Origin of the sequence: Nocardioides sp. NPDC004968, from assembly GCF_040608935.1 — a bacterium.
Classification (GTDB): Bacteria; Actinomycetota; Actinomycetes; order Propionibacteriales; family Nocardioidaceae; genus Nocardioides.
Genome location: NZ_JBEXJF010000003.1, coordinates 321,206 through 341,084, shown reverse-complemented (window position 1 = coordinate 341,084; position 19,879 = coordinate 321,206). Strand labels below are relative to the sequence as shown.

The 19,879-nt window shown below is 69.4% G+C and carries 21 protein-coding genes; 16 read left to right on the top strand and 5 right to left on the bottom strand.

Annotation, left to right across the window (positions count from 1 at the left end):
* Nucleotides 1–9: 9 nt before the first annotated feature.
* The 8 genes from ABZU72_RS06310 to ABZU72_RS06275 all read left to right on the top strand — a co-directional run bounded on the left by ABZU72_RS06310 (nucleotide 10) and on the right by ABZU72_RS06275 (nucleotide 10,383).
* Nucleotides 10–897, top strand: coding sequence for a hypothetical protein (locus ABZU72_RS06310; RefSeq protein ID WP_355018006.1), 888 nt, complete (start codon nucleotides 10–12; stop codon nucleotides 895–897).
* A gap of 104 nt (nucleotides 898–1,001) precedes the next feature.
* Nucleotides 1,002–1,328 (top strand): PadR family transcriptional regulator, encoded by a 327-nt coding sequence (locus tag ABZU72_RS06305; RefSeq protein ID WP_045548854.1) that lies wholly within the window; start codon nucleotides 1,002–1,004, stop codon nucleotides 1,326–1,328.
* Nucleotides 1,325–2,488 (top strand): hypothetical protein, encoded by a 1,164-nt coding sequence (locus ABZU72_RS06300; RefSeq protein ID WP_355018005.1) that lies wholly within the window; start codon nucleotides 1,325–1,327, stop codon nucleotides 2,486–2,488. Before ABZU72_RS06305 ends, ABZU72_RS06300 begins: the two co-directional genes overlap by 4 nt.
* A gap of 300 nt (nucleotides 2,489–2,788) precedes the next feature.
* A complete protein-coding gene (rpsO, locus tag ABZU72_RS06295) occupies nucleotides 2,789–3,064 on the top strand; it encodes a 30S ribosomal protein S15 (RefSeq protein WP_008363208.1) in 276 nt (91 codons plus the stop codon).
* A 126-nt stretch (nucleotides 3,065–3,190) separates the two neighbouring features.
* Entirely contained in the window at nucleotides 3,191–5,278 is a 2,088-nt protein-coding gene (locus ABZU72_RS06290; RefSeq protein ID WP_355018004.1) for an MMPL family transporter, read from the top strand.
* A 23-nt stretch (nucleotides 5,279–5,301) separates the two neighbouring features.
* Nucleotides 5,302–6,486, top strand: coding sequence for a molybdopterin-dependent oxidoreductase (locus ABZU72_RS06285; protein ID WP_355018003.1), 1,185 nt, complete (start codon nucleotides 5,302–5,304; stop codon nucleotides 6,484–6,486).
* Nucleotides 6,487–6,754: 268 nt separating this feature from the next.
* On the top strand, nucleotides 6,755–9,016 hold the full coding sequence (locus ABZU72_RS06280; protein WP_355018002.1) for a polyribonucleotide nucleotidyltransferase: 2,262 nt from the start codon (nucleotides 6,755–6,757) through the stop codon (nucleotides 9,014–9,016).
* 5 nt (nucleotides 9,017–9,021) lie between these two features.
* Nucleotides 9,022–10,383: a pitrilysin family protein gene (locus ABZU72_RS06275; protein WP_355018001.1), complete on the top strand. Its 1,362-nt coding sequence runs from the start codon at nucleotides 9,022–9,024 to the stop codon at nucleotides 10,381–10,383.
* A 123-nt stretch (nucleotides 10,384–10,506) separates the two neighbouring features.
* On the opposite strand, the gene ABZU72_RS06270 is transcribed toward ABZU72_RS06275, so the two are convergent.
* Nucleotides 10,507–10,974 carry a class I SAM-dependent methyltransferase gene (locus ABZU72_RS06270; RefSeq protein ID WP_336738557.1) on the bottom strand — a complete coding sequence of 156 codons (468 nt, stop codon included), beginning with the start codon at nucleotides 10,972–10,974 and terminating at the stop codon, nucleotides 10,507–10,509.
* 179 nt (nucleotides 10,975–11,153) lie between these two features.
* Here ABZU72_RS06270 and dapB point away from each other — a divergent pair, with 179 nt between their 5' ends.
* Complete coding sequence (dapB, locus tag ABZU72_RS06265; RefSeq protein ID WP_355018000.1) at nucleotides 11,154–11,900, top strand: 4-hydroxy-tetrahydrodipicolinate reductase; 747 nt, start codon at nucleotides 11,154–11,156, stop codon at nucleotides 11,898–11,900.
* 18 nt (nucleotides 11,901–11,918) lie between these two features.
* Here the strand turns inward: dapB and ABZU72_RS06260 are convergent, their stop codons facing one another.
* Genes ABZU72_RS06260 through ABZU72_RS06250 form a run of 3 tightly spaced genes read right to left on the bottom strand, consistent with a single transcriptional unit; the run spans nucleotide 11,919 to nucleotide 14,688 of the window.
* Nucleotides 11,919–12,569: a GerMN domain-containing protein gene (locus tag ABZU72_RS06260; RefSeq protein ID WP_355017999.1), complete on the bottom strand. Its 651-nt coding sequence runs from the start codon at nucleotides 12,567–12,569 to the stop codon at nucleotides 11,919–11,921.
* Nucleotides 12,566–13,957, bottom strand: coding sequence for an ATP-binding protein (locus ABZU72_RS06255; RefSeq protein ID WP_355017998.1), 1,392 nt, complete (start codon nucleotides 13,955–13,957; stop codon nucleotides 12,566–12,568). Before ABZU72_RS06255 ends, ABZU72_RS06260 begins: the two co-directional genes overlap by 4 nt.
* Nucleotides 13,954–14,688 (bottom strand): response regulator transcription factor, encoded by a 735-nt coding sequence (locus ABZU72_RS06250; protein WP_355017997.1) that lies wholly within the window; start codon nucleotides 14,686–14,688, stop codon nucleotides 13,954–13,956. Before ABZU72_RS06250 ends, ABZU72_RS06255 begins: the two co-directional genes overlap by 4 nt.
* 115 nt (nucleotides 14,689–14,803) lie before the next feature.
* Here ABZU72_RS06250 and ABZU72_RS06245 point away from each other — a divergent pair, with 115 nt between their 5' ends.
* Both ABZU72_RS06245 and ABZU72_RS06240 read left to right on the top strand, forming a co-directional pair.
* On the top strand, nucleotides 14,804–15,148 hold the full coding sequence (locus ABZU72_RS06245; RefSeq protein ID WP_355017996.1) for an STAS domain-containing protein: 345 nt from the start codon (nucleotides 14,804–14,806) through the stop codon (nucleotides 15,146–15,148).
* The gene (locus ABZU72_RS06240) at nucleotides 15,148–15,540 is read left to right on the top strand and encodes a hypothetical protein (RefSeq protein ID WP_355017995.1); all 393 of its coding nucleotides are present in this window, start codon (nucleotides 15,148–15,150) and stop codon (nucleotides 15,538–15,540) included. Before ABZU72_RS06245 ends, ABZU72_RS06240 begins: the two co-directional genes overlap by 1 nt.
* Here the strand turns inward: ABZU72_RS06240 and ABZU72_RS06235 are convergent.
* Nucleotides 15,531–16,115, bottom strand: a complete 585-nt coding sequence (locus tag ABZU72_RS06235) for a DUF3043 domain-containing protein (protein WP_355017994.1) — start codon at nucleotides 16,113–16,115, stop codon at nucleotides 15,531–15,533. The two genes, ABZU72_RS06240 and ABZU72_RS06235, sit on opposite strands and share 10 nt — an antisense overlap.
* Before the next feature lie 184 nt (nucleotides 16,116–16,299).
* Here ABZU72_RS06235 and ABZU72_RS06230 point away from each other — a divergent pair, with 184 nt between their 5' ends.
* The 5 genes from ABZU72_RS06230 to ABZU72_RS06210 all read left to right on the top strand — a co-directional run bounded on the left by ABZU72_RS06230 (nucleotide 16,300) and on the right by ABZU72_RS06210 (nucleotide 19,827).
* On the top strand, nucleotides 16,300–17,082 hold the full coding sequence (locus ABZU72_RS06230; protein WP_355017993.1) for a PspA/IM30 family protein: 783 nt from the start codon (nucleotides 16,300–16,302) through the stop codon (nucleotides 17,080–17,082).
* Nucleotides 17,079–17,357, top strand: coding sequence for a hypothetical protein (locus ABZU72_RS06225; protein ID WP_355017992.1), 279 nt, complete (start codon nucleotides 17,079–17,081; stop codon nucleotides 17,355–17,357). The genes ABZU72_RS06230 and ABZU72_RS06225 overlap by 4 nt, the downstream gene beginning before the upstream one ends.
* A gap of 4 nt (nucleotides 17,358–17,361) precedes the next feature.
* On the top strand, nucleotides 17,362–18,270 hold the full coding sequence (gene htpX, locus ABZU72_RS06220; protein WP_355017991.1) for a zinc metalloprotease HtpX: 909 nt from the start codon (nucleotides 17,362–17,364) through the stop codon (nucleotides 18,268–18,270).
* 175 nt (nucleotides 18,271–18,445) lie between these two features.
* A complete protein-coding gene (locus tag ABZU72_RS06215) occupies nucleotides 18,446–19,042 on the top strand; it encodes a hypothetical protein (RefSeq protein ID WP_355017990.1) in 597 nt (198 codons plus the stop codon).
* Between the two features lie 5 nt (nucleotides 19,043–19,047).
* Nucleotides 19,048–19,827 (top strand): class I SAM-dependent methyltransferase, encoded by a 780-nt coding sequence (locus ABZU72_RS06210; RefSeq protein ID WP_355017989.1) that lies wholly within the window; start codon nucleotides 19,048–19,050, stop codon nucleotides 19,825–19,827.
* The last annotated feature ends 52 nt before the right edge of the window (nucleotides 19,828–19,879 follow it).

Genomic DNA, 19,879 nt, shown 5'->3' with positions numbered 1-19,879 from the left:
TTGTTGGCTATGGATCCCCACCCCACCCCAACGTCCGCCTACGAGACCGAGGTCGAGGCCGAGCGCCCCCGCGGCGGCATCCCGGCCTTCCTCAACGCGGTCCTGGTCACCGGTGGCCTCTGGGTCCTGCAGTTCCTCTCCGGCTCCGCGCCGTTCTCGACCTGGATGGAGGAGAACGGCACCGACTCGGCCGGCTGGGTGGCCGCGCTGCTCGGCGACCGGCTCACCTACTTCGGCGACGGCTCCTTCAGCGGCCTCTTCTCCGGCGACGACCTGGTGAACTCCGCCGTCCTCACCGGCACCGTCTTCGTGCTCACCTGGCTGCTGACCTGGCTCGGCACCATCGGCATCTGGCCGCGCGCGTTCTGGCCGGTCTTCCTCGGCTGCTGGTTCGCCGCGATCGTCGCCACCGCCGCCGGACAGGTCGCCGGGAGCCTCTACTCCTACCTCGCCGGCAGCTCGGCGTCGTTCGTGGCCACGCTCGGCGAAGCGCTCGAGTCGGGTGCTGCGTACGGACTGACCTACGGGTGGGCGACCGGGTTCCTGATCGCGCTGATCTGGCTCGCGGTGCCGGGCAAGAGCGATGAGGTGGAGGAGTACACGCCGATGTCCTCGCTCATCTCCGGCGGATCCGGCGGCCCTGGTGGTCCCGCGGGTCCTGGCGGTCCCGGCGGACCTGGGGGAGCGCCGGGTGGCTACGGCCAGCAGCTGCGCGCCAGCGTCGCGGTGCCGACCGCCCAGACCCGCCTCGCGCCGGCCTCGCCGTCGGGGCGGCCCGTTCAGCCCGTTCAGCCCGTTCAGGTGCGCACCTTCACCGGCCCCACCCGGGCCACCGGTCCGGCCGGCGACACGGCCGCCTGGAAGGACTTCGTCCGCGACGTACGCGGCCGGTCCTAGTCGACCCGAATCCTCGGCCGGCTGCTCGACGTCGCTGAGCTCCTCGGCGGCGCGCGGTGCAATGCTCTGGCAAGTAGTGCGCACTGCGTAGTAGTGTGCCAAGCATGGATACCACCCAGCTGCTCAAAGGGGTGCTCGACCTGACCGTCCTGGCCGTCGTCGACGGCGAGGACGCGTACGGCTATGACATCGTCCGCAAGCTCCGCGACAGCGGGCTCACGGACGTCGGCGACGCTTCGGTCTACGGCACCCTGCGGCGGCTGTACGCCGCCGGCGCCCTGACCTCCTACGTCGTCCCGTCGGAGTCCGGTCCGCACCGCAAGTACTACGGCATCACACCTGCCGGCCAAGGCCAGCTCAAGCAGCAGAGCGAGGACTGGTCCCACTTCTCCACCACCGTCACCGAGATCCTCCGAGGGGCAAGCGCATGACGACCACAGATGCCGAGCCGAACGTCGCGCCGGAGGTGCGGCTCTTCCTGGCTCGCGTACGCCGCGAGCTCGACGACCTCGACCCGGAGGTGCTCAGCGACATCACCGACGGGCTCGAGGCCGACTTCACCGAGCTGGTCGAGGAGCGCGGTCCCGACGCGCTCGGGGACCCGGTCGAGTACGCCAAGGAACTGCGGGCCGCCGCGGGCATCCCCGTGGGCGTGAAGGCGCCTCGCGGGTTCGCGGAGTGGGTCGACGGGCTCCTGGACGCCGGCCACGACCGCTTCGACGCGGCGGTCGCCAAGGGCGGTGAGCTGCTGCGTACGGACCTGGGGCCCGTGGTCGCCTGGCTGCGGCCGCTGTGGTGGATCGTGCGTGCCTGGGCCGCGGCCTGGCTGGTCTCGGCGATGTTCGGGTGGAGCATGTCGAGCGCTCCGGCCGTGCTGCTCCTCATCGTCGCGGTGGCGGTCAGCATGTTCATCGGCGCCGGTCGCGTCTGGCCTGGTGGTGAGCGGGGGACCGCCGCACGTGTCGTGCTCCTGGGCCTGAACACGTTCGCCGCGTTCGTGCTCTTCATGGCCTGGGCGAGCGGGGGTAGCGGCGGCACCGACTACAACCGTGGCTGGAGCGACGGCTTCGACGAGGCCGGAGGAGGCAGCGGCTACGGTGCCCCGATCGATGAGCAAGCTGGGATCTACTCCGACGGGAAGTGGGTCAGCAACATCTACCCGTACGACGCATCGGGCAAGCCGCTGACCGGCGTCCAGCTCTTCGACCAGGAGGGGAAGCCGATCGACGTCGTCACCCAGCCCGACTGCACCTCGACGAGCGCCGCTCCGCTCCCGCCGGTCACCGGCGACGAGCTCGACATGGCCGAGGTCGTCTGCACCGACGAGATGACCGGTGAGCCGCTGCAGCCACGGATCTTCTACCCGTGGTCCAACGGTGCCGCGCAGCTCTACAACGTCTTCCCGCTGCCCAGCCGGGTCCAGCCGGGCACCGCGCTCGACCCGAACGCGTTCGCGGACGGGAGCGAGGACGCACCGGCGATCCAGGAGCCGCCGCTGGCGACCGTACCGAAGGCGTCGCTTCCCGGGATCACGGCGAGCTCGCCGAGCGCCTCGCCGAGCGCCTCGCCGAGCGCCGCTGGGAAACCATGAGCTGACCGATGCAACCGAACCCGGCTCCACAGCGTCGAACCCAATGGTGGGAGAGGCGAGGGGGAGAGTGATGAAGTTCTGGTGGAGGTTGCGCCGGCTGGTGGCGCGTCTCGTGATCGTGGCGTGATCCGGCGGCGATTCGGGGCGTACGCCGGCTCGCTGTTAATCTTCTCGGGTTGTCGACCCATGGGGGTCGGCGGCTCAAGCCGTGAAATCGGCCGCGGACCAAGAGTGCCCCGGTGAACAGGCCCGGGCGCGCCGCGCAACGAGTAGGCCCACGGGCCGGAAGGGAGCCTTCGCATGGCAGTTGGAACTGACGCGGAGACCAAGAAGAAGATCATCGCCGAGTACGCCACGACCGAGGGTGACACCGGCTCGCCGGAGGTGCAGATCGCGCTGCTGTCGCACCGCATCTCCCACCTGACCGACCACCTCAAGGAGCACAAGCACGACCACCACAGCCGTCGTGGCCTGCTGCTGCTCGTCGGCCAGCGCCGCCGCCTTCTCAACTACCTTCAGAAGAAGGACATCGAGCGCTACCGTTCGATCATCGAGAAGCTCGGTCTTCGTCGTTGATCTCTTGATCTTCGTACGCAGCGGGTCGCCCCTACGGGGGCGGCCCGTTCGCCTGTTTTAGGGAAGGTTGGGCCCGAGTGGGCATTCCTGACCGTTCTCGGGTGAATCAGGCGCAGTGTGGAGCCCGTGCATCGACAGATTGCGGGCAAACTGACCGGGCCGAAGACCAAGTACGTCGTGGTCGTGTTCTGGCTGCTCGCCGTGGTGGCCCTCGGCGGGTTCGCAGGGAAGCTGACCGAGGTGCAGAACAACGAGGCCAGCTCCTGGCTGCCGGAGTCGGCGGAGTCGACCCGCGGGTTCGACAAGATGAGCCCCTTCCAGAACCCCAACGCGATCCCCACCACGCTCGTCTACACCTCGACCACCACCACCGGAGCCGACCTCGCTGCGGTCGCCTCGGGTGACATCGCCGAGCTCGGCGGTCTCGACGGGGTCGAGGGCGAGATCGAGCCGCCGCGGTTGTCCGAGGACGGCGAGGTCGCCCAGCTCACCGTGACCTTCGACCTCGGCTCCGACGGCTGGAACAAGATGCCCGACCTCGTCGACGAGGTCCGCGGGATCGCCGACCACGACGGCGTACGACTGCACGTCACCGGCCAGGGTGGCTCCGCGGCCGACGCGGCGGAGGCGTTCGGCGGTATCGACACGACGCTCCTGCTGGCCGCGCTCGCGGTGGTCGTGGTCATCTTGCTGTTCGTCTATCGCAGCCCGGTGCTCTGGCTCTTCCCGATCGTCTCGGTGGTGGTCGGCCTGGGCGTGACGATGGGCCTGGTTTACTTCCTGGCGAAGGAGGCAGGGCTGACCGTCAACGGCCAGAGCCAGGCCATCTTGAGCATCCTGGCGATCGGTGCCGGCACCGACTACGCCCTGCTGCTGGTCTCCCGCTACCGCGAGGAGCTGCGCAACTTCGAGGACCGTCACGACGCGATGGCGCATGCCCTGCATCGTGCCGCCCCGGCGATCCTTGCCAGCGCCGTGACGGTCGCCCTGGCCATGCTCTGTCTGACCTTCGCGGAGATGAACTCGACCTCCGGGATGGGGCCGGTCGTGGCCGTCGGGATCGGGGTGACCTATCTGGCGATGGTCACCCTGCTGCCTGCCCTGCTGGTCATCTGCGGCCGCTGGGTCTTCTGGCCGAAGCGTCCGGCGTTCGGGTCGGAGGACCCGACCGATACCGGACTGTGGGCGAGAGTCGGCCGGATGGTCTCGGTCCGGCCGCGCAGGGTCTGGGTGGTGACGACCGGCCTCCTGCTCCTCGCCTGCCTCGGCCTGTTCCGGCTCGACGCCAACGGACTGGCATCGGACGAGACCTACACCAAGGAGTTCGACTCGATCACCGGCCAGCAGGTGCTGGTCGATCACGAGATGGCCGACCAGTCCAACCAGCTGCTCGTGGTCGCCGACGCGGCGGCGCAAGCGCAGGTGCAGCAGGCGCTCGACGGCGTCGACGGGCTGGTGCCCACCGAGACCCCGGCGGGGGAGATGGTGAGCTTCCCGCTCGGCCCGCCGCAGGACGGCGTCGTCGCGATCGCGGCGGTGGTCGATGCGGACGTGACCTCGCCCGAGGCGTACGACATCGTGGCCGCCGCACGCTCGGCGGTGCAGGAGGCGGACGGCTCGGGCGCGCTGGTCACCGGAACCTCGGCGATGATGCTCGACACCCTCGACGCCAGTCAGCGCGACAACCTGGTGATCATCCCGATCGTCCTGCTGGTCGTGCTGCTGGTGTTGATGGTGCTCCTGCGGGCGCTGCTCGCCCCGTTGATCCTGCTCGGCACGGTGATCCTGTCGTTCGGGGCGGCACTCGGCATCTCGGTGCTGCTCTTCGAGTTCGTCTTCGGCTTCGCCGGCACGGACCCGGGGTTCCCGCTGTTCGCCTTCGTGTTCCTGGTCGCGCTGGGCATCGACTACAACATCTTCCTGATGACGAGGGTGCGTGAGGAGGCGGAGGTCCTCGGCACCCGGGCGGGGTCGCTTGTCGGCCTGACCTCGACCGGTGGCGTGATCACCTCGGCGGGCGTCGTGCTCGCCGCGACGTTCCTGGTGCTCGGCTCGCTGCCGATGGTCTTCCTGGCCGAGATCGGGGTGACCGTCGCGCTGGGGGTCATGCTCGACACGATGATCGTCCGGTCGATCCTGGTCACCGCCATCAACCTCGATGCCGGCGACCGGATCTGGTGGCCGAGCCGGCTGGCGAAACCTAAACAAGAGTAAGTTGGTCATGTTAATATCCCGGCATGACGTCCCCAGGTCTGAACCGACGCACCTTCCTCACCACCGCGGCGCTCGGGGCGGCAGCGGTGGGCACCACCCAGGTCACTGACTCGGTGACGGCCGGCGCCGCCGCGGGTGCTCCCGCGATCCTCAAGCCGCTGCCAGTCGAGCGGTTCATCGACTACGGCACCAACGCCGAGACCCGCTGGGACTCGGTCGACCCGCGCCGCTACCTGACCCCGCAGGCCGACCTCTTCGTGCGCAACCACACCGCGACCCCGCAGATCGACCCCGAGACGTACGAGCTGGAGATCTTCGGCGACGGGCTGCGCGACCCTGCCGGCGTCCGGCTCACCCTCGACGACCTGAAGGCCTTCCGGCATGTCGAGACGACCTCGGTGCACGAGTGCACGGGTAACGGCCGCAGCTTCTTCCTCACCCAGCAGGGCCAGGAGGTCAGCGGCACCAAGTGGACGCTGGGCGCGGTGGGTGCGGTCCGCTGGAAGGGCGTACGCCTGGCGGACGTCCTGACCGCCGCCGGCATCCGTCAGGACGCGGTCTCGGTGCAGGCGAGCGGGCTCGACGCCGGCTATGTGGACAAGGGTGTCGACTACGGCCGGGTGCGGCGCCCGTTCCCGATCGAGAAGGCCTTCGACGACGCCCTGCTCGTCTGGGGCGCCAACGGTGAGGACCTGCTGCCCGACCACGGCTTCCCGCTACGGCTGCTGCTGCCCGGCTGGATCGGCATCGCGAGCATCAAGTGGCTCGGCTCGCTGGAGGTGTCCACGAGCGTGCTGACCTCGCCGTGGGACACGAAGTGGTACAACGTCGACGGCCCGCTCACCGTCAACCCGGTCCGCTCCGCCCTCGAGCTCGAGTGGAACGCCGAGATCCCGGCCGGTGACCGGATCGTGCTGAGCGGCCGCTCCTGGTCCGGTGCCGCGCCGATCGCGCTTGTCGAGATCAGCACCGACGGGGGAGAGACCTGGGCGCGGGCGGTTCCGCACGCGCCGGGCCGCCCGACCGGCGGCCACGGCCTCGGCTGGGCGCAGTGGGACCACACCTGGCGCAACCCCGAGCCGGGGGCGTACGAGATCCTCGTCCGGGCCACCGACCGGGCCGGCCGCAGCCAGCCCGACGTCGCCTCCCACAATCCCGGCGGCTACCTCTTCGACGCCGTCGTACGTCACCCCGTCACCGTCGTGTGATGCCCCGCCGGAGGCACGCGCGTGCCTCCGTTCCGCATTTCGGGCAGGGGACGGATAGGCTGAGCGATGAGTGCTAGCGCCAGCGGCGCGGGCACTCGGAAAACGAAACACATCACCAGGAGCGGCCCGCCCGTCCGGCTCGGTCCTCGGTAGTGATTCCCAGGTCTGTTCTGCCGACCTGAGGGTCTCGATCGAAGACCGGCCCCGTGCACAACGAGTGCACATGCCCGGCGCGGGGGCGCTCCGAGACCTAGACAAGGACGAATCCTTGACTGAACCAGTCATCACTGCCGTCGAGACGACCATCGACAACGGCAAGTTCGGCACCCGCACCGTCAAGTTCGAGACCGGGCTGCTCGCCCGGCAGGCCGCGGGTTCCGTGACCGCCTACCTCGATGACGAGACGATGCTGCTCTCGGCGACCACCGCAGGCAAGACCCCGAAGGAGCACTTCGACTTCTTCCCGCTGACGATCGACGTCGAGGAGCGGATGTACGCCGCGGGCAAGATCCCCGGCTCGTTCTTCCGCTCCGAGGGTCGCCCGGGCGAGGACGCGATCCTCACCTGCCGCCTGATCGACCGCCCGCTGCGCCCGACCTTCAAGAAGGGTCTGCGCAACGAGGTCCAGGTCGTCATCACCGTCATGGCGCTCGACCCCGACCAGCCCTACGACGTGCTCGCGATCAACGCCGCGTCCATGTCCACCCAGCTCTCCGGCCTGCCGTTCTCCGGCCCGGTCGGCGGCGTTCGCGTCGCCCTGATCGAGGGCCAGTGGGTCGCCTTCCCGTCGCACAGCCAGCTCGAGAACGCCGTCTTCGACATGGTCGTGGCCGGCCGTGTCACCGACACCGGTGACGTCGCCATCATGATGGTGGAGGCTGAGGCCACCGAGGTCGCCTGGGAGCTCGTCCAGTCCGGCACCCAGGCCCCGAACGAGGCCATCGTGGCCGGTGGTATCGACGCCGCCAAGCCGTTCATCAAGCAGCTCGTCGAGGCTCAGGCCGAGCTGGCCAAGCAGGCGGCCAAGCCGGTGCAGGACTACCCGGTCTTCCTGGACTTCCAGGACGACGTCTACGAGGCCGTCGAGGCCACCGTCGGCGCCGATGTCACCGACCTCTACAGCGTCAAGGGCTCGCGCGAGCGCGTCCTGACCAAGCTGGAGCGCGAGGAGGAGGGCGATCGGATCAAGCTCGCCCTGCTCGAGAAGATCGGCGCCCAGTTCGAGGGTCGCGAGGGCGAGATCGGTGCGGCGTACAAGGCCATCACCAAGAAGGCCATCCGCGAGCAGGTCCTGCGCGACAAGGTCCGCATCGACGGTCGTGGCCTGGCCGACATCCGTCCGTTGCACGCTGAGGTCGGCGTGATCCCGCGGGTCCACGGCTCGGCGCTGTTCGAGCGCGGCGAGACCCAGATCCTGGGCGTCACCACCCTCGACATGCTCAAGATGGAGCAGCAGCTCGACACGCTCTCCCCGGAGAAGCACCGTCGCTACATGCACAAGTACGTCTTCCCGCCGTTCTCCACCGGTGAGACCGGCCGCGTGGGCTCGCCCAAGCGCCGCGAGGTCGGCCATGGCGCCCTGGCGCGCCGCGCCCTCCTGCCGGTGCTCCCGGGCCGCGAGGAGTTCCCCTACGCGATCCGCCAGCTCTCCGAGGCGATGGGCTCCAACGGCTCCACCTCGATGGGCTCGGTCTGCGCCTCGACCATGTCGCTGCTGCAGGCCGGTGTCCCGCTGAAGGCTCCGGTCGCCGGCATCGCGATGGGCCTGATCTCGGGTGAGATCGACGGCGAGACCAAGTACGTCGCGATCACCGACATCCTCGGTGCCGAGGACGCCTTCGGCGACATGGACTTCAAGGTCGCCGGCACCGCGGAGTTCGTCACTGCGCTGCAGCTCGACACCAAGCTCGACGGCATCCCGGCCGAGGTCCTCGCGCAGGCCCTCAACCAGGCCAAGGACGCCCGCCTGTCGATCCTCGAGGTGATGTCCGAGGCGATCTCCACCCCGGACGAGATGGCCCCGACCGCCCCGCGGATCATCACCGTGAAGGTCCCCGTCGACAAGATCGGCGAGCTGATCGGGCCCAAGGGCAAGGTCATCAACCAGATCCAGGACGACACCGGCGCCCAGATCTCCATCGAGGACGATGGCACGGTGCTCATCGGCGCGACCGACGGCAACGCCGCCGAGGCCGCCCGTGCGGCGGTCAACGCGATCGCCAACCCGACCATGCCCGAGGTCGGCGAGCGCTACCTCGGCACGGTCGTGAAGACGACCAACTTCGGCGCGTTCGTCGCCCTGCTCCCGGGCAAGGACGGCCTGCTCCACATCACCAAGCTGCGCGCCCTCAACGGCGGCAAGCGGGTCGAGTCGGTGGAGGACGTCGTCGAGGTCGGCCAGAAGATCCAGGTCGAGATCGCCGAGATCGACGACCGCGGCAAGCTCTCGCTGGCCCCGGTGCTCGAGGAGGAGGCTCCTTCCGAGGAAGCTCCTGCGGAGACCGCCACCGAGGCCGCAGACGAGGAGTGACCTTGGTGTCACGCACCACCCGGGGGACCGGTCGACACGCAGGTGTCGGCCGGTCCTCCGGCTATAACCAGGAGCCCGGCACCACCGTCACGCTCGAGCAGACCGAGGTCAACGGCGCGGTGACGTCGCTCGTACGCCGCACGGTCCATCCCTCGGGCCTGCGGATCGTGACCGAGCAGATGGCCGGGGTCCGTTCGGCGGCCATCGGCGTCTTCATCGGCGTCGGGTCCCGCGACGAGACCGCGCGTCAGCACGGCTGCTCCCACTTCCTCGAGCACCTGCTGTTCAAGGGCACCCCGTCGCGTACGGCCTTGGAGATCTCCTCCTCGTTGGACCGCGTCGGTGGGGAGTTCAACGCCTACACCGCCAAGGAGTACACGTGCTTCCACGCGCGGGTGCTCGACGTCGACCTGCTGCTGGCGATCGACGTCGTGGGCGACATGCTGACCTCTTCGCTGATCACGGGGGAGGACGTGGAGGCCGAGCGTGACGTGATCCTCGACGAGATCGCGATGCACGACGACGACCCCGACGACGTGATCCACAACCTCGTCTCCGCGCAGGCGTGGGGTGCCGAGACACCGCTCGGGCGGGGCATCGCCGGAACGGAGGCCTCGATCGCCGCGCTGACCCGCGAGGAGATCAACGACTTCTACCGGGCCCACTACGTGGCGCCCAGGATGGTCGTCTCGGTCGCGGGCAACGTCGACCACGACGAGGTCGTGGCGATGGTGGAGAAGGCGTTCTCCGGCTCGGGCTTCCTGCGGGGATCGGCCGCGCCGGTGCCTCCGCGTGAGGGGTCGCCGCTTGAGGTCGCACCCGGCGAGATCAGCGCCCAGCGGCCGCTGGAGCAGGTCAACGTCATCCTGGCCCGAGAGGGTCTGCAGCGCGGCGACGACCGCCGCTTCGCCTTCGAGGTGGTCAACACCGCCGTCGGCGGCGCCACCTCCTCACGGCTCTTCCAGGAGGTCCGCGAGCACCGGGGCCTGGCCTATTCGGTCTTCTCCTACGCCTACAGCCACGCCGAGACGGGTCTCTTCGGGGTCCAGGTCGGCTGCCTGCCGGCCAAGCTCGACGAGGTCCTCGAGGTCGTACGCTCCGAGCTGGCCGCCGTCGCCCGCGACGGCATCACCGCCGAGGAGCTCGAGCTCGGCAAGGGCCAGCTCCGCGGCGGCCTCGTGCTGGGCCTGGAGGACTCGGCGTCACGGATGTCCCGCATCGGCCGCGCCGAGCTGGTCCACCGCGAGCTCTACTCGATCGACGAGGTGCTGGCGCGGATCGATGCGGTCACTCTGGAGGAGTGCCGTGAGGTCGCGGCCGAGATCCTCACCCGGCCCGAGATCCTCGCCGTCGTCGGACCGGCCTGACGTCGCCCCAGGAATACCCGGTCGACCGGGTATTCCTGGGGTTGACGGGCACTGAAACACCCCACAACCCCAAGAACTGCCCGCCCAGTTCGGCGAGGCGTCTCGCTATGTGGACGCAGAGAACTACCGCTTGCCGATGATCCCGACGGCGGCGGGGACCTTGGAGTCGACGATGGAGACGCGGAAGCCGGCGTCGGCCAGGGCCTTGCTCGACTTCTCGATGATCTCGGGGACCTGCTCTCGCTGGGTGGCCTCGTAGAAGAGGTTGACCGTGCCGCCGGGGAGCACGCGCTCGTGGAGCAGCGCTATCTCGGCGGATGCGTCACGCACCCAGAACAGGTTGACGTTGAACGCGAACACCTTCGTCAGCCGCTTGACCGGGACCCGCAGCGTCGCGAGGTCGATCTGGCGGACCGTGAGGCGTCCTGCCTCCAGGTACTTCGCGCAGCGTCGCTTCGTACGATCGACACCCGACTCCGAGCGGTCGATCGCAAACAGCTTTCCGGTCTCCAGCCGGCTACAGATCAGCTCGGCACCAGCCCCCGGGCCACAGCCGATCTCAAGGACATGATCGTTCGGTTGAATGTCCATGAAATCAACGGCCCAACGGATCCGAGCAGGGATCGTCTGCACCACCATGGGTCCAAGACTGCCAGATCCTCATACGGTTCCGCGCACAGCCCCTTCGACAAGCTCTGAACAAGCCTCGCAATTTGTTCACCGGATGGTGGTCGATCGTTGCTGGAGCGTGATCTATAAGGTGTGGCCTCATGACTAAGGTGGCTGTTCTCGGTGCACGTGGAAAGCTCGGTTCGGCGGTCTGTGAGGCCGTCGAGTCCGCTGACGACCTGGAGCTCGTCGCCAGGATCGGTCGCGACGACGAGCTCTCGGCGATCACCGACGCCGGTGCCGAGGTGGCCGTCGACGTCACCACGCTCGAGGCGGTGATGGGCAACGCGGAGTTCTGTCTGTCCCACGGCGTGCACACGGTGATCGGCACCTCGGGCTTCGGGCCCGACCGCGTCGAGCAGCTCGAGACCTGGCTGGCGAAGAGCCCGGGCGTCGGCGCGATGGTGGTGCCCAACTTCTCGGTCGGCGCGGTGCTGATGATGCGGTTCGCCGAGCTCGCCGCCGCCCACTTCCCGTCGGTGGAGATCGTCGAGACCCACCACGAGCGGAAGGCTGACGCCCCTTCGGGCACGGCACGCAGGACCGCCGAGCTCGTCGCTGCGGCGCGCCGCGAGGCCGGGGTGGACCTGGCGCCCGACGCGACCACCTCGGCCCTCGACGGGGCCCGTGGGGCCTCTGTGGACGGCATCCCGGTCCACTCCCTGCGGATGTCCGGATCGGTCGCCCACCAGGAGGTCATCCTCGGCGGTGTCGGCGAGCTCCTGACCATCCGTCACGACTCGCTCTCGCACGCCTCCTTCGCCCACGGCGTGCTCGCCGCGATCCGCGGCATCGGCTCGCGGCCGGGGCTCACGGTCGGCCTGGAGGAAGTCCTCGGTCTCGTCTGAGACCGCCGGGGAGTCAGGTCAGCCCGGGCAGAGGTCGCTGGGTTCGAGCGACTCGTCCTTGGGCTGCTCGGCGGGGTCGGCGAGCAGGCTGCGGTAGTCGTCGTGCCGCAGCGGTCCGTCGGCGAGCTCACCGGAGGACCGCGGAACCTGCAGCGGCCCGGCGTCGTACTCCATCTCCACCTGGTCCACGCCGGGGATCGAGGTCAGTGACAGCACCGTCTGCGCCGTCGCGAGCACGACCCGGTTGGTGGCGAGCGTGTCGTCGAGGGAGACGCGGAGGTGGGCGGTGCGATGGGTGATCGCCACGAGCTTCAGCCATCTCTCCGGAGGCAGGGCCGTGCCGAGCCCGGAGCCCAGATCGCGCGCCGAGGGTCCGTCGCCGAGCTGGTCGAGGATGTCTTTGGCGACCCCCCTCAGGGTCTTCGCGCAGAAGCTCGCCGCGGGCCGGCCGACGAGCCGGTCCTCGGCGTCGACCCAGTAGAGGCGGGGACCGGCGAGACCGCTCCCCGCGCCCGAGGGGACCTCGTCCACGTCCTCGAGCAGGTGGTACGGCACCTCCGAAGGGTCGACGGTGCGTACTTCGTCGTCATCGGGGACTCCGCACGACGTCACCGCGAGCAGGAGCAGGCCGGCGGCGCCCGCCGCCCAGGACGTACGCACCGCCCTCATGTCGTCTCGCGAGCCGCGGCGGTCCTCGCCGTGGGCGCCAGTGGGAAGGAGAGCACGAAGTCGGCGCCGCCGGAGTCGGCCTCGCGGCACCAGACCGAGCCGTCGTGGAGCTGCGCGGTCTGCTCGACGATGCTCAGCCCCAGCCCGCTCCCGGTGGTCGCGCCGCGGGCGCCCATCCTGGCGAACCTGTCGAAGATGCGTTCTCGTTCGGCGGCGGGGACGCCGGGTCCGGAGTCGGAGACATGGATCTCCGCGTAGCCGCGGCGTGCGATCGCGCGCACCGCGGTCAGGCCGCCGCCGTGGGTCTCCGCGTTGCGCACCAGGTTGGCCAGCGCCCGGTGCACCTGGAGCCGGTCGGCATAGATCGCGAGATCCGCGGGGACGTCGACGGTGACCCTGTCGTCGATCTCGGCCTCGGCGAGGGTGGCGGCGACCAGGTCCGCGACACCCAGCACCTCCCACTCCGACTCGCGCACGCCCGCGTCGAGTCGTCCCAGGGTGATCAGGTCCTCGAGCGCGCCGCGGAACCGGTCAAGCTCGCCGGCCATCAGCCCGACGGCGGTCGCCGAGCTCGGCGAGAGCGTGCTGTCGCCCTGCAGGACACCGAGACTCGTGGTGAGGGTGGCGACCGGCGTACGGAGCTCGTGGCTGACGTCGGCCGCGAAGCGGGCGTCATGGTCGAGGCGCTCGACGACGGTGTCGACCATCGTGTTGAACGACCCGGTGAGGGTCGCCAGATCGGGGTCGTCGGTCGCCTCGACCCGGGTGTCGAGCTCTCCGGCGGAGATCCTGGCGGCGGCCAGCGCGACCTGCCGCAGCGGCCGCAGCACCCGCCGGGCCGCGTACCACCCCAGGACTCCGCCGGCGAGGGTCGTGATGGCCGCTGAGATCGCGAGCGAGTAACCCATCGTGTCGAGGGTCTCGCTGAGCTCCTTGGCGTGGGTGACCTCGTAGTAGTCGGCGTCCACCCCTTCGAGCGGGACGCCGACCACGATGTTGGGCCGGTTGCCGGTATCGGTCCAGGTCAGCGCGACCTCTCCGGCCTCGACGCTGGTCGCGACGTTGCTGGTGGCGTCGTGGACCTGCGTGGTGAGATCGGAGGAATACCACTGGCCGTCCTGGTGGACGAACACCGTGGTTCGCCTCGGCGGGGCGATCTCGGACAGGACCTCGGCGACGTTCACGCCGTTCGTGCGCAGCCGCTCCTTGACCAGGGCAGCGTCGATGTAGGCCTGCTGCAGTGCGTTCCGCTCGCGCTGGACGATCAGGTAGTGCCGCGCGGAGAAGTAGGTGCTGAAGGCGAGGATCAGGCTGATCAACAGGGCGCCGGCAGCGAAGGCCGCCACGACGTTGGCGCGAAGCCCGCGTAGGACCGGCCGCCGGCTCATCGCGGATCCAGCCGGTAGCCCAGTCCACGCACCGTCGAGATGACCCGGCCGGTCACCGGGTCGTTGTCCACCTTGTTGCGCAACCGGCTGACGTGCACATCGACCACCCGGACGTCACCGTGGTGGCCCTCGGGCCACATCTGGTTGACCAGGTTCTCGCGGGTCATCACCCGGCCGGGGCTGGTCGCCAGCGCCAGCAGGAGCTTGAACTCGGTGCTGGTGAGGTGCAGATCCTCGGGGCCGCGACGCAGGGTGGCGGCCGCCGGGTCGAAGACCAGCGGCCCGTCGGTCGAGTCGAGCACGACACCCCCGATGGGGGTGTAGCCGCCCGAGGTGGGAGCGACCGGGTAGTCAGGGCGCCGCAGCGCGGCCTTGATCCGGGCTCTGACCTCGGCGACGTCGAACGGCTTGCGTACGTAGTCGTCTGCTCCTGCCTCCAGCGCCGCGACCACGTCCTTGGATCCGTCTCGCGCGCTGATCACGATGATCGGAGCGGTCGTCCGCGGGCGAACGTTGCGGATGAAGGTGAAGCCGTCGATGCCGCCGAGCATCAGGTCGACGAGCATCACGTCGAACGGCTCCGCGGCGGCCAGATCGAGGGCGATCTCGGCATCGTCGGCCTCACCGACCACGTATCCCTCCTGCTCGAGGAAGAGCCGGAGGGAGGTACGCAGCCCGTAGTCGTCCTCCAGGATGAGCACTCGCTTGGCTGCCTCTTGCACGTCTCGCATCGTCTCACCCGAACGGGTGGGAGGCCGACTCGTGGTGGCCTGCCCGCCGGAAGTGACACGAAACTGACACGAAACTGCGAAAGGACCTCCATACAGCCTGGGCAGTGTGTGCGGCATGAGCGAGGCGGACTTCTACCCGGTCGACGAGATCGTCGTCGTCCCGTTCTCGGACGCCACCTGCCTGGGGGCGATCCACAACCTGCGCTGGCGGCTGACGGAGATGCTCGGGGGAGGTCCTGAGGCGGTCGTGGTCGACCTGTCCGGCCTGACCGAGTTCTCCTCGACGACCGTCGCGGCGCTGCTGTGGGCCAAACGGCGCTGCGGGACGCGGGGCGTGCCCCTACGTCTCCGGAACGCCGATCCGGCGCTTGCCGGACGGCTTCGACGAGCCGGCCTCGACACCATCTGGGACATCCAGACGGCTCCGGCCGCACCAACCCCCACCCGAAAGGTCAATTGATGAGCAACTACGTCCACGAGACCGACCGCGAGGATGCGGCCGATCTGCTGACGCCGGACCAGGCGATGAGCCAGGTACGGGCGTGGACCGACTCACGGGTCGTCGGCAACCGCGCCGCCAACCGGCTCGAGGTGCTCGCAGCCTTCGGTGTCCATGTGGCCATCTCGAACCTGCCCGGCGAGATCTGGGTCAAGCTGGCATGGCGTACGCCGACCCGGGTCGAGCTCTCCACGGTCTGGACGCTCACCTCGATGCCCGCGGCGGCACCGGAGCCCTTCATCGCCGACAAGCTCACCGATCTGGCCAGCGCCTGGAGCTTCCAGCACCGCATGGGCGGCGCCAGCCTGATCTGCGAGGTCGAGGACCCTCCCGGGTCCGAGACTCAGCGGTAGTCGTCGGGGAGCTGCGTGCCGATCTTGACCTGCGGCTTCGGCAGGCGCAGGGGGCGGATCTGGATGGAGCGCATGATCGCGTAGTAGGTGGTGCCCTTGAGGTCGTTGTCGGGGAAGCGGCGCTTGAGCTCCTTGCGGAGCAGGAAGCGCAGCGCGATCAGGTTGATGATCACGGTGGCCATCACGACGAGGGTGAAGAGCTGGGAGTACATCGCCAGCTCGAGGCTGATGTAGGGCACCACGAGCGCGATGATCAGCACCGGGAGCACGATCTCGGCGAAGGTGAACCGGGCGTCGATCCAGTCGCGGATGAACCGCTTGACCGGGCCCTTGTCGCGCAGCGGAAGGTAGCGCTCGTCGCCGGTCTTCATCGCCTGGCGCATCTTGTCGCCCTGCTCGGAGCGCTGGGCGCGGTTGGCGGCGTTGATCTCCTTGCGGGAGCGCGGCTGCTTGAGTCGCGCCTTGCGGGCCGCCTCCGCTTCCTTGCGCGAAGGGGTCGGACGACCCTTACCGGTCTCCTTGACCGGGTTCTCGGGCTCGACGACCTGCGGGGCGGGGGACTTGCGACCGAACAACGGGTGACCTCTTACTGTTGGCTGGGACACATACAGGATATCCCGAAGGACCCTGACAGCGAGTTTTGTGGACCCGGCCTAAGGTGAGAGGCAACACTTGTCCTAGGACCACGAGAGTCCAGCGGCAAGCGACGACGCGGGGCGGCCGGCGGTCGGCCGCATATGAGAGGCGTAAAGGGAACCGATGAGTGTGATGAAGCGGCTGAGCCTGGTCTTCAAGGCGAAGGCAAACAAGGCGCTCGACAAGGCCGAGGACCCACGGGAGGTGCTCGACTACAGCTACCAGAAGCAGCTTCAGATGCTGCAGCAGGTGCGCCGCGGTGTCGCGGACGTCGCGACCAGCCGCAAGCGCGTCGAGCTGCAGATCAACGGGCTCAAGCAGCAGTCCGACAAGCTCACCCAGCAGGCCCAGAAGGCCATCGAGATGAACCGCGAGGATCTTGCCCGCGAGGCTCTTACGCGCAAGAGCGGTCTCACCCAGCAGATGAACGACCTCAACACCCAGCTCGCCACGCTTCAGGGTGAGGAGGAGAAGCTCACCCTCGCCCAGCAGCGGTTGCAGGCCAAGGTGGAGTCCTTCCGCACCAAGAAGGAGACCATCAAGGCGACGTACACCGCCGCCGAGGCGCAGACCCGGATCAACGAGGCGATCTCCGGCATCGGCGAGGAGATGGGCGACGTCGGCATGGCCATGCAGCGTGCCGAGGACAAGACCCTGGAGATGCAGGCTCGTGCCGGCGCCGTCGACGAGCTGCTCGCCTCCGGTGCCCTCGACGACCTCACCGCCGGTCCCACCGACGACATCACCCGCCAGCTCGACGCGCTCAGCTCGACCAGCGACGTCGAGGCCGAGCTCGCCGCGCTGAAGGGCATCAACGCCCCGCAGCAGACGCAGGCGCTGCCCGGTGCCGACGCCAACGCGCCGGTCATCGACGTGGAGTCGACCGAGAAGAAGGCCGAGCAGTGATCGTACGCATCCTGGGCGAGGGGCAGTACGACCTCGACGATGCCGCCGTCGACAAGCTCAACCAGCTCGACGCCGCGGTCGAGACCGCCTGCAAGGGCACCGACGAGGCCGTCTTCGACGCGGCCCTGGAGGCCCTGCTCGATGGCGTACGTTCGATGGGCACCGCCCACCCGGTCGACGCGATCGACTCCTCCGACCTGATCCTTCCCGGACCCGGCTCCACGCTCGCCGAGGTCTCCGAGATGCTCGGCGACGAGGGCCTCATCCCCGGTTAGAAACATGTCACGCTTCCAGGGTGACGCCGGGCTGACCGTCCGGATGACCACGGTGATGTTCCTGCTCGGCGCGCTGTTCGTCGGGCTCATCGTGGCGCTGATGTTCGTCATGCCCGCGCAGTGGGCGCCGATCATCGGCATCGTCGGGCTCGGGATCGCCTGGTGGCAGTGGTACGCCTCCGACACCCTCGCGATGCGCGCCATGGGCGCGCGCGAGGTGTCGGCCCAGGAGGCGCCCGAGCTGCACGCGATGATCGACCGGCTGTGCACGCTGGCCGACATGCCGAAGCCGCGGGTCGGGATCGCGCACACCGACATGCCCAACGCCTTCGCCACCGGCCGCTCGCCGAAGCGGTCCGCGGTCGTGGTGACCACCGGCATCATGCAGCGCCTGACCGCCGAGGAGCTGGAAGGCGTGCTCGCCCACGAGCTCTCCCACGTCGCCCACCGCGACGTGCTGGTGATGACGGTCGCCTCCTCGGCCGGCATCGTGGCCGGGATGCTGAGCCGCGGCTCCCAGTACGGTGCGTACGCAGGTGGCGGCCGCCGCGACAACAACAACGGTCTCCCGGTGTGGCTGGTGGTGCTGCTGGTCTCGCTGGCGGTCTACGCCGTCTCCTGGCTGCTGCTGCGGATGCTGTCGCGCTATCGCGAGCTGGCCGCCGACCGGGCCGGCGCGCAGCTGACCATGAAGCCGGGCGCGCTGGCCAGCGCGCTGCAGAAGATCACCGGTGAGATCTCCGCGATCCCGAGCCGCGACCTGCGGTCGTCGCAGGCGATGAACGCGTTCTTCATCGCGCCGGCGATCAGCGGCCAGTCGCTGCGTACGCTCACCTCGACGCACCCCTCGCTGGAGCAGCGCCTGGAGCAGCTCGCCCGGATCGAGGCCGAGCTCGGCCGCCCGACCCAGTAACGACGTGGGGATCAATAGGCGCCGAGTCCTGCGTCGCGAGGCGCGTGCGATGGCAAGGCGGCGCTCCGAGCGCAGACTGGGCGTCTGTGAAGGAGCGCCAACGCCGCCAGCGTGCGTGCATCGCGGCGCAGGGCCGGCGCTCTCCTATTGATCCCCACGTCGTAAAGTCGGCGACGTGGGCTTCTGGGACGTCATCACGGGTCGTACGCGGCCGAAGCAGGCCAACCTCGACGCACTGTTCGCGGTGCCGACGGCCGCGCTCACCATGCAGACCTCGCTCGGCCTGGTCCCGACCGGTGACGGAGCGGTCTGCTACCGGGCCGCGGCCGGCGCAGGGTTCGCCGGCACGCAGAAGGACATCGTCGAGCTGCTCGGCGCCTCCGAGAGCGCGCCGACGGTGACCACGAGCGTCGACGAGTTCGGTTTCACCTGGCTCAGCGTCGACCACGAGCCGCTGGACCCGGCCAACCCCGACATCACCGGCCTGGTCACCGACCTGCACGCGGTCAACACCACCCTGGAGATGAACGGCTTCGGCCCGGGGCTGCTGTGCTCGCTGATCGCCTTCCGTGACAGCACGGGCGCCGACGGGCGCAGCGTCGGCCTGATCTACCTCTACAAGCAGGGCACCTTCTACCCCTTCGTCCCGACCGGCACGCAGCAGCGCGACAACCTGCTCGAGATCAACGTCCGCAGCGCGATCGAGGGCGATCTACCGGTCGAGAAGGACCTCTCCCGCTGGCTCGCCGTCTGGGGAGCCCCCGGGCTCTGAGACCTATGGAACGTGCACGGAGCTTCGGAGCGGTCGCGGAGGACTACGAGCGCTTCCGGCCCGGCTACCCCGAGGACCTGGTCGCGCTCGTGAAGGACGTCGCCGACGGCCCGGTGCGACGGGCGATCGAGGTCGGTGCCGGCACCGGGAAGGCGACCCGGACGTTCGCGGCCGCCGGGATCGAGGTGGTCGCCACCGACCCCGACGCCGACATGCTCGGCGTGCTCCGGCGTGAGTGCGCGGGCCTGCCGGTGACCACCGTGCACGCTGCTCTGGAGGAGCTCGACGCGGCGGCGTACGAGCCGTTCGACCTGCTCTACGCTGCCGCCGCCTGGCACTGGACGGCGCCGGCGACGCGGTGGGACCTCGCCACCGCCCTGGTCCGCGACGGGGGAGCGGTGGCCTTCTTCGGCGGCCCGTTCGTGCTGGCCGACGACCAGGTCGCGGCCATCGAGGACGAGATGATCGCGGCGTACGCCCCGGAGGGCCGCCACCTGCCGCCGCCGTCCGCGGCTGACGCGCCGATGCTGTTCCCCGGGGACGAGATGCTGGCAGACGGTCGGCTGAGCGACGTACGCCAGCGGGAGGTGCCGCGCCGGTTCACCCTCGCCCGTGCGGACTACGTGCGCCACCTCGACACCATCTCCGCGATCCGGATCCTCTCGGCCGCCGACCGGTCCGCGCTCTTCGCCGACCTGGCCGCGGTTCTTCCTGAGCAGGTGGAGGTGCGCGCGGACCTGATGGTCCACACCGCCCGCCGGGCCGTCGACGCGCCTGATTCATAGGTTCCCCACAGCCGGAGCCGACCTCCCGCATAGCCACGCACACGACAGTCCT

Excerpts from the sequence above, each read along its gene's own strand:
- ABZU72_RS06255 (WP_355017998.1), bottom strand. The coding sequence starts at position 13,957 with ATGAGCCGGCGGCCGGTCCTACGCGGGCTTCGCGCCAACGTCGTGGCG.
- ABZU72_RS06270 (WP_336738557.1), bottom strand. The coding sequence starts at position 10,974 with ATGGACATTCAACCGAACGATCATGTCCTTGAGATCGGCTGTGGCCCG.
- ABZU72_RS06240 (WP_355017995.1), top strand. The coding sequence starts at position 15,148 with ATGAGCAACTACGTCCACGAGACCGACCGCGAGGATGCGGCCGATCTG.
- ABZU72_RS06250 (WP_355017997.1), bottom strand. The coding sequence starts at position 14,688 with ATGCGAGACGTGCAAGAGGCAGCCAAGCGAGTGCTCATCCTGGAGGAC.
- ABZU72_RS06210 (WP_355017989.1), top strand. The coding sequence starts at position 19,048 with ATGGAACGTGCACGGAGCTTCGGAGCGGTCGCGGAGGACTACGAGCGC.
- rpsO (WP_008363208.1), top strand. The coding sequence starts at position 2,789 with ATGGCAGTTGGAACTGACGCGGAGACCAAGAAGAAGATCATCGCCGAG.
- ABZU72_RS06300 (WP_355018005.1), top strand. The coding sequence starts at position 1,325 with ATGACGACCACAGATGCCGAGCCGAACGTCGCGCCGGAGGTGCGGCTC.
- ABZU72_RS06230 (WP_355017993.1), top strand. The coding sequence starts at position 16,300 with ATGAGTGTGATGAAGCGGCTGAGCCTGGTCTTCAAGGCGAAGGCAAAC.
- ABZU72_RS06245 (WP_355017996.1), top strand. The coding sequence starts at position 14,804 with ATGAGCGAGGCGGACTTCTACCCGGTCGACGAGATCGTCGTCGTCCCG.
- ABZU72_RS06310 (WP_355018006.1), top strand. The coding sequence starts at position 10 with ATGGATCCCCACCCCACCCCAACGTCCGCCTACGAGACCGAGGTCGAG.
- ABZU72_RS06285 (WP_355018003.1), top strand. The coding sequence starts at position 5,302 with ATGACGTCCCCAGGTCTGAACCGACGCACCTTCCTCACCACCGCGGCG.
- dapB (WP_355018000.1), top strand. The coding sequence starts at position 11,154 with ATGACTAAGGTGGCTGTTCTCGGTGCACGTGGAAAGCTCGGTTCGGCG.
- htpX (WP_355017991.1), top strand. The coding sequence starts at position 17,362 with ATGTCACGCTTCCAGGGTGACGCCGGGCTGACCGTCCGGATGACCACG.
- ABZU72_RS06260 (WP_355017999.1), bottom strand. The coding sequence starts at position 12,569 with ATGAGGGCGGTGCGTACGTCCTGGGCGGCGGGCGCCGCCGGCCTGCTC.
- ABZU72_RS06305 (WP_045548854.1), top strand. The coding sequence starts at position 1,002 with ATGGATACCACCCAGCTGCTCAAAGGGGTGCTCGACCTGACCGTCCTG.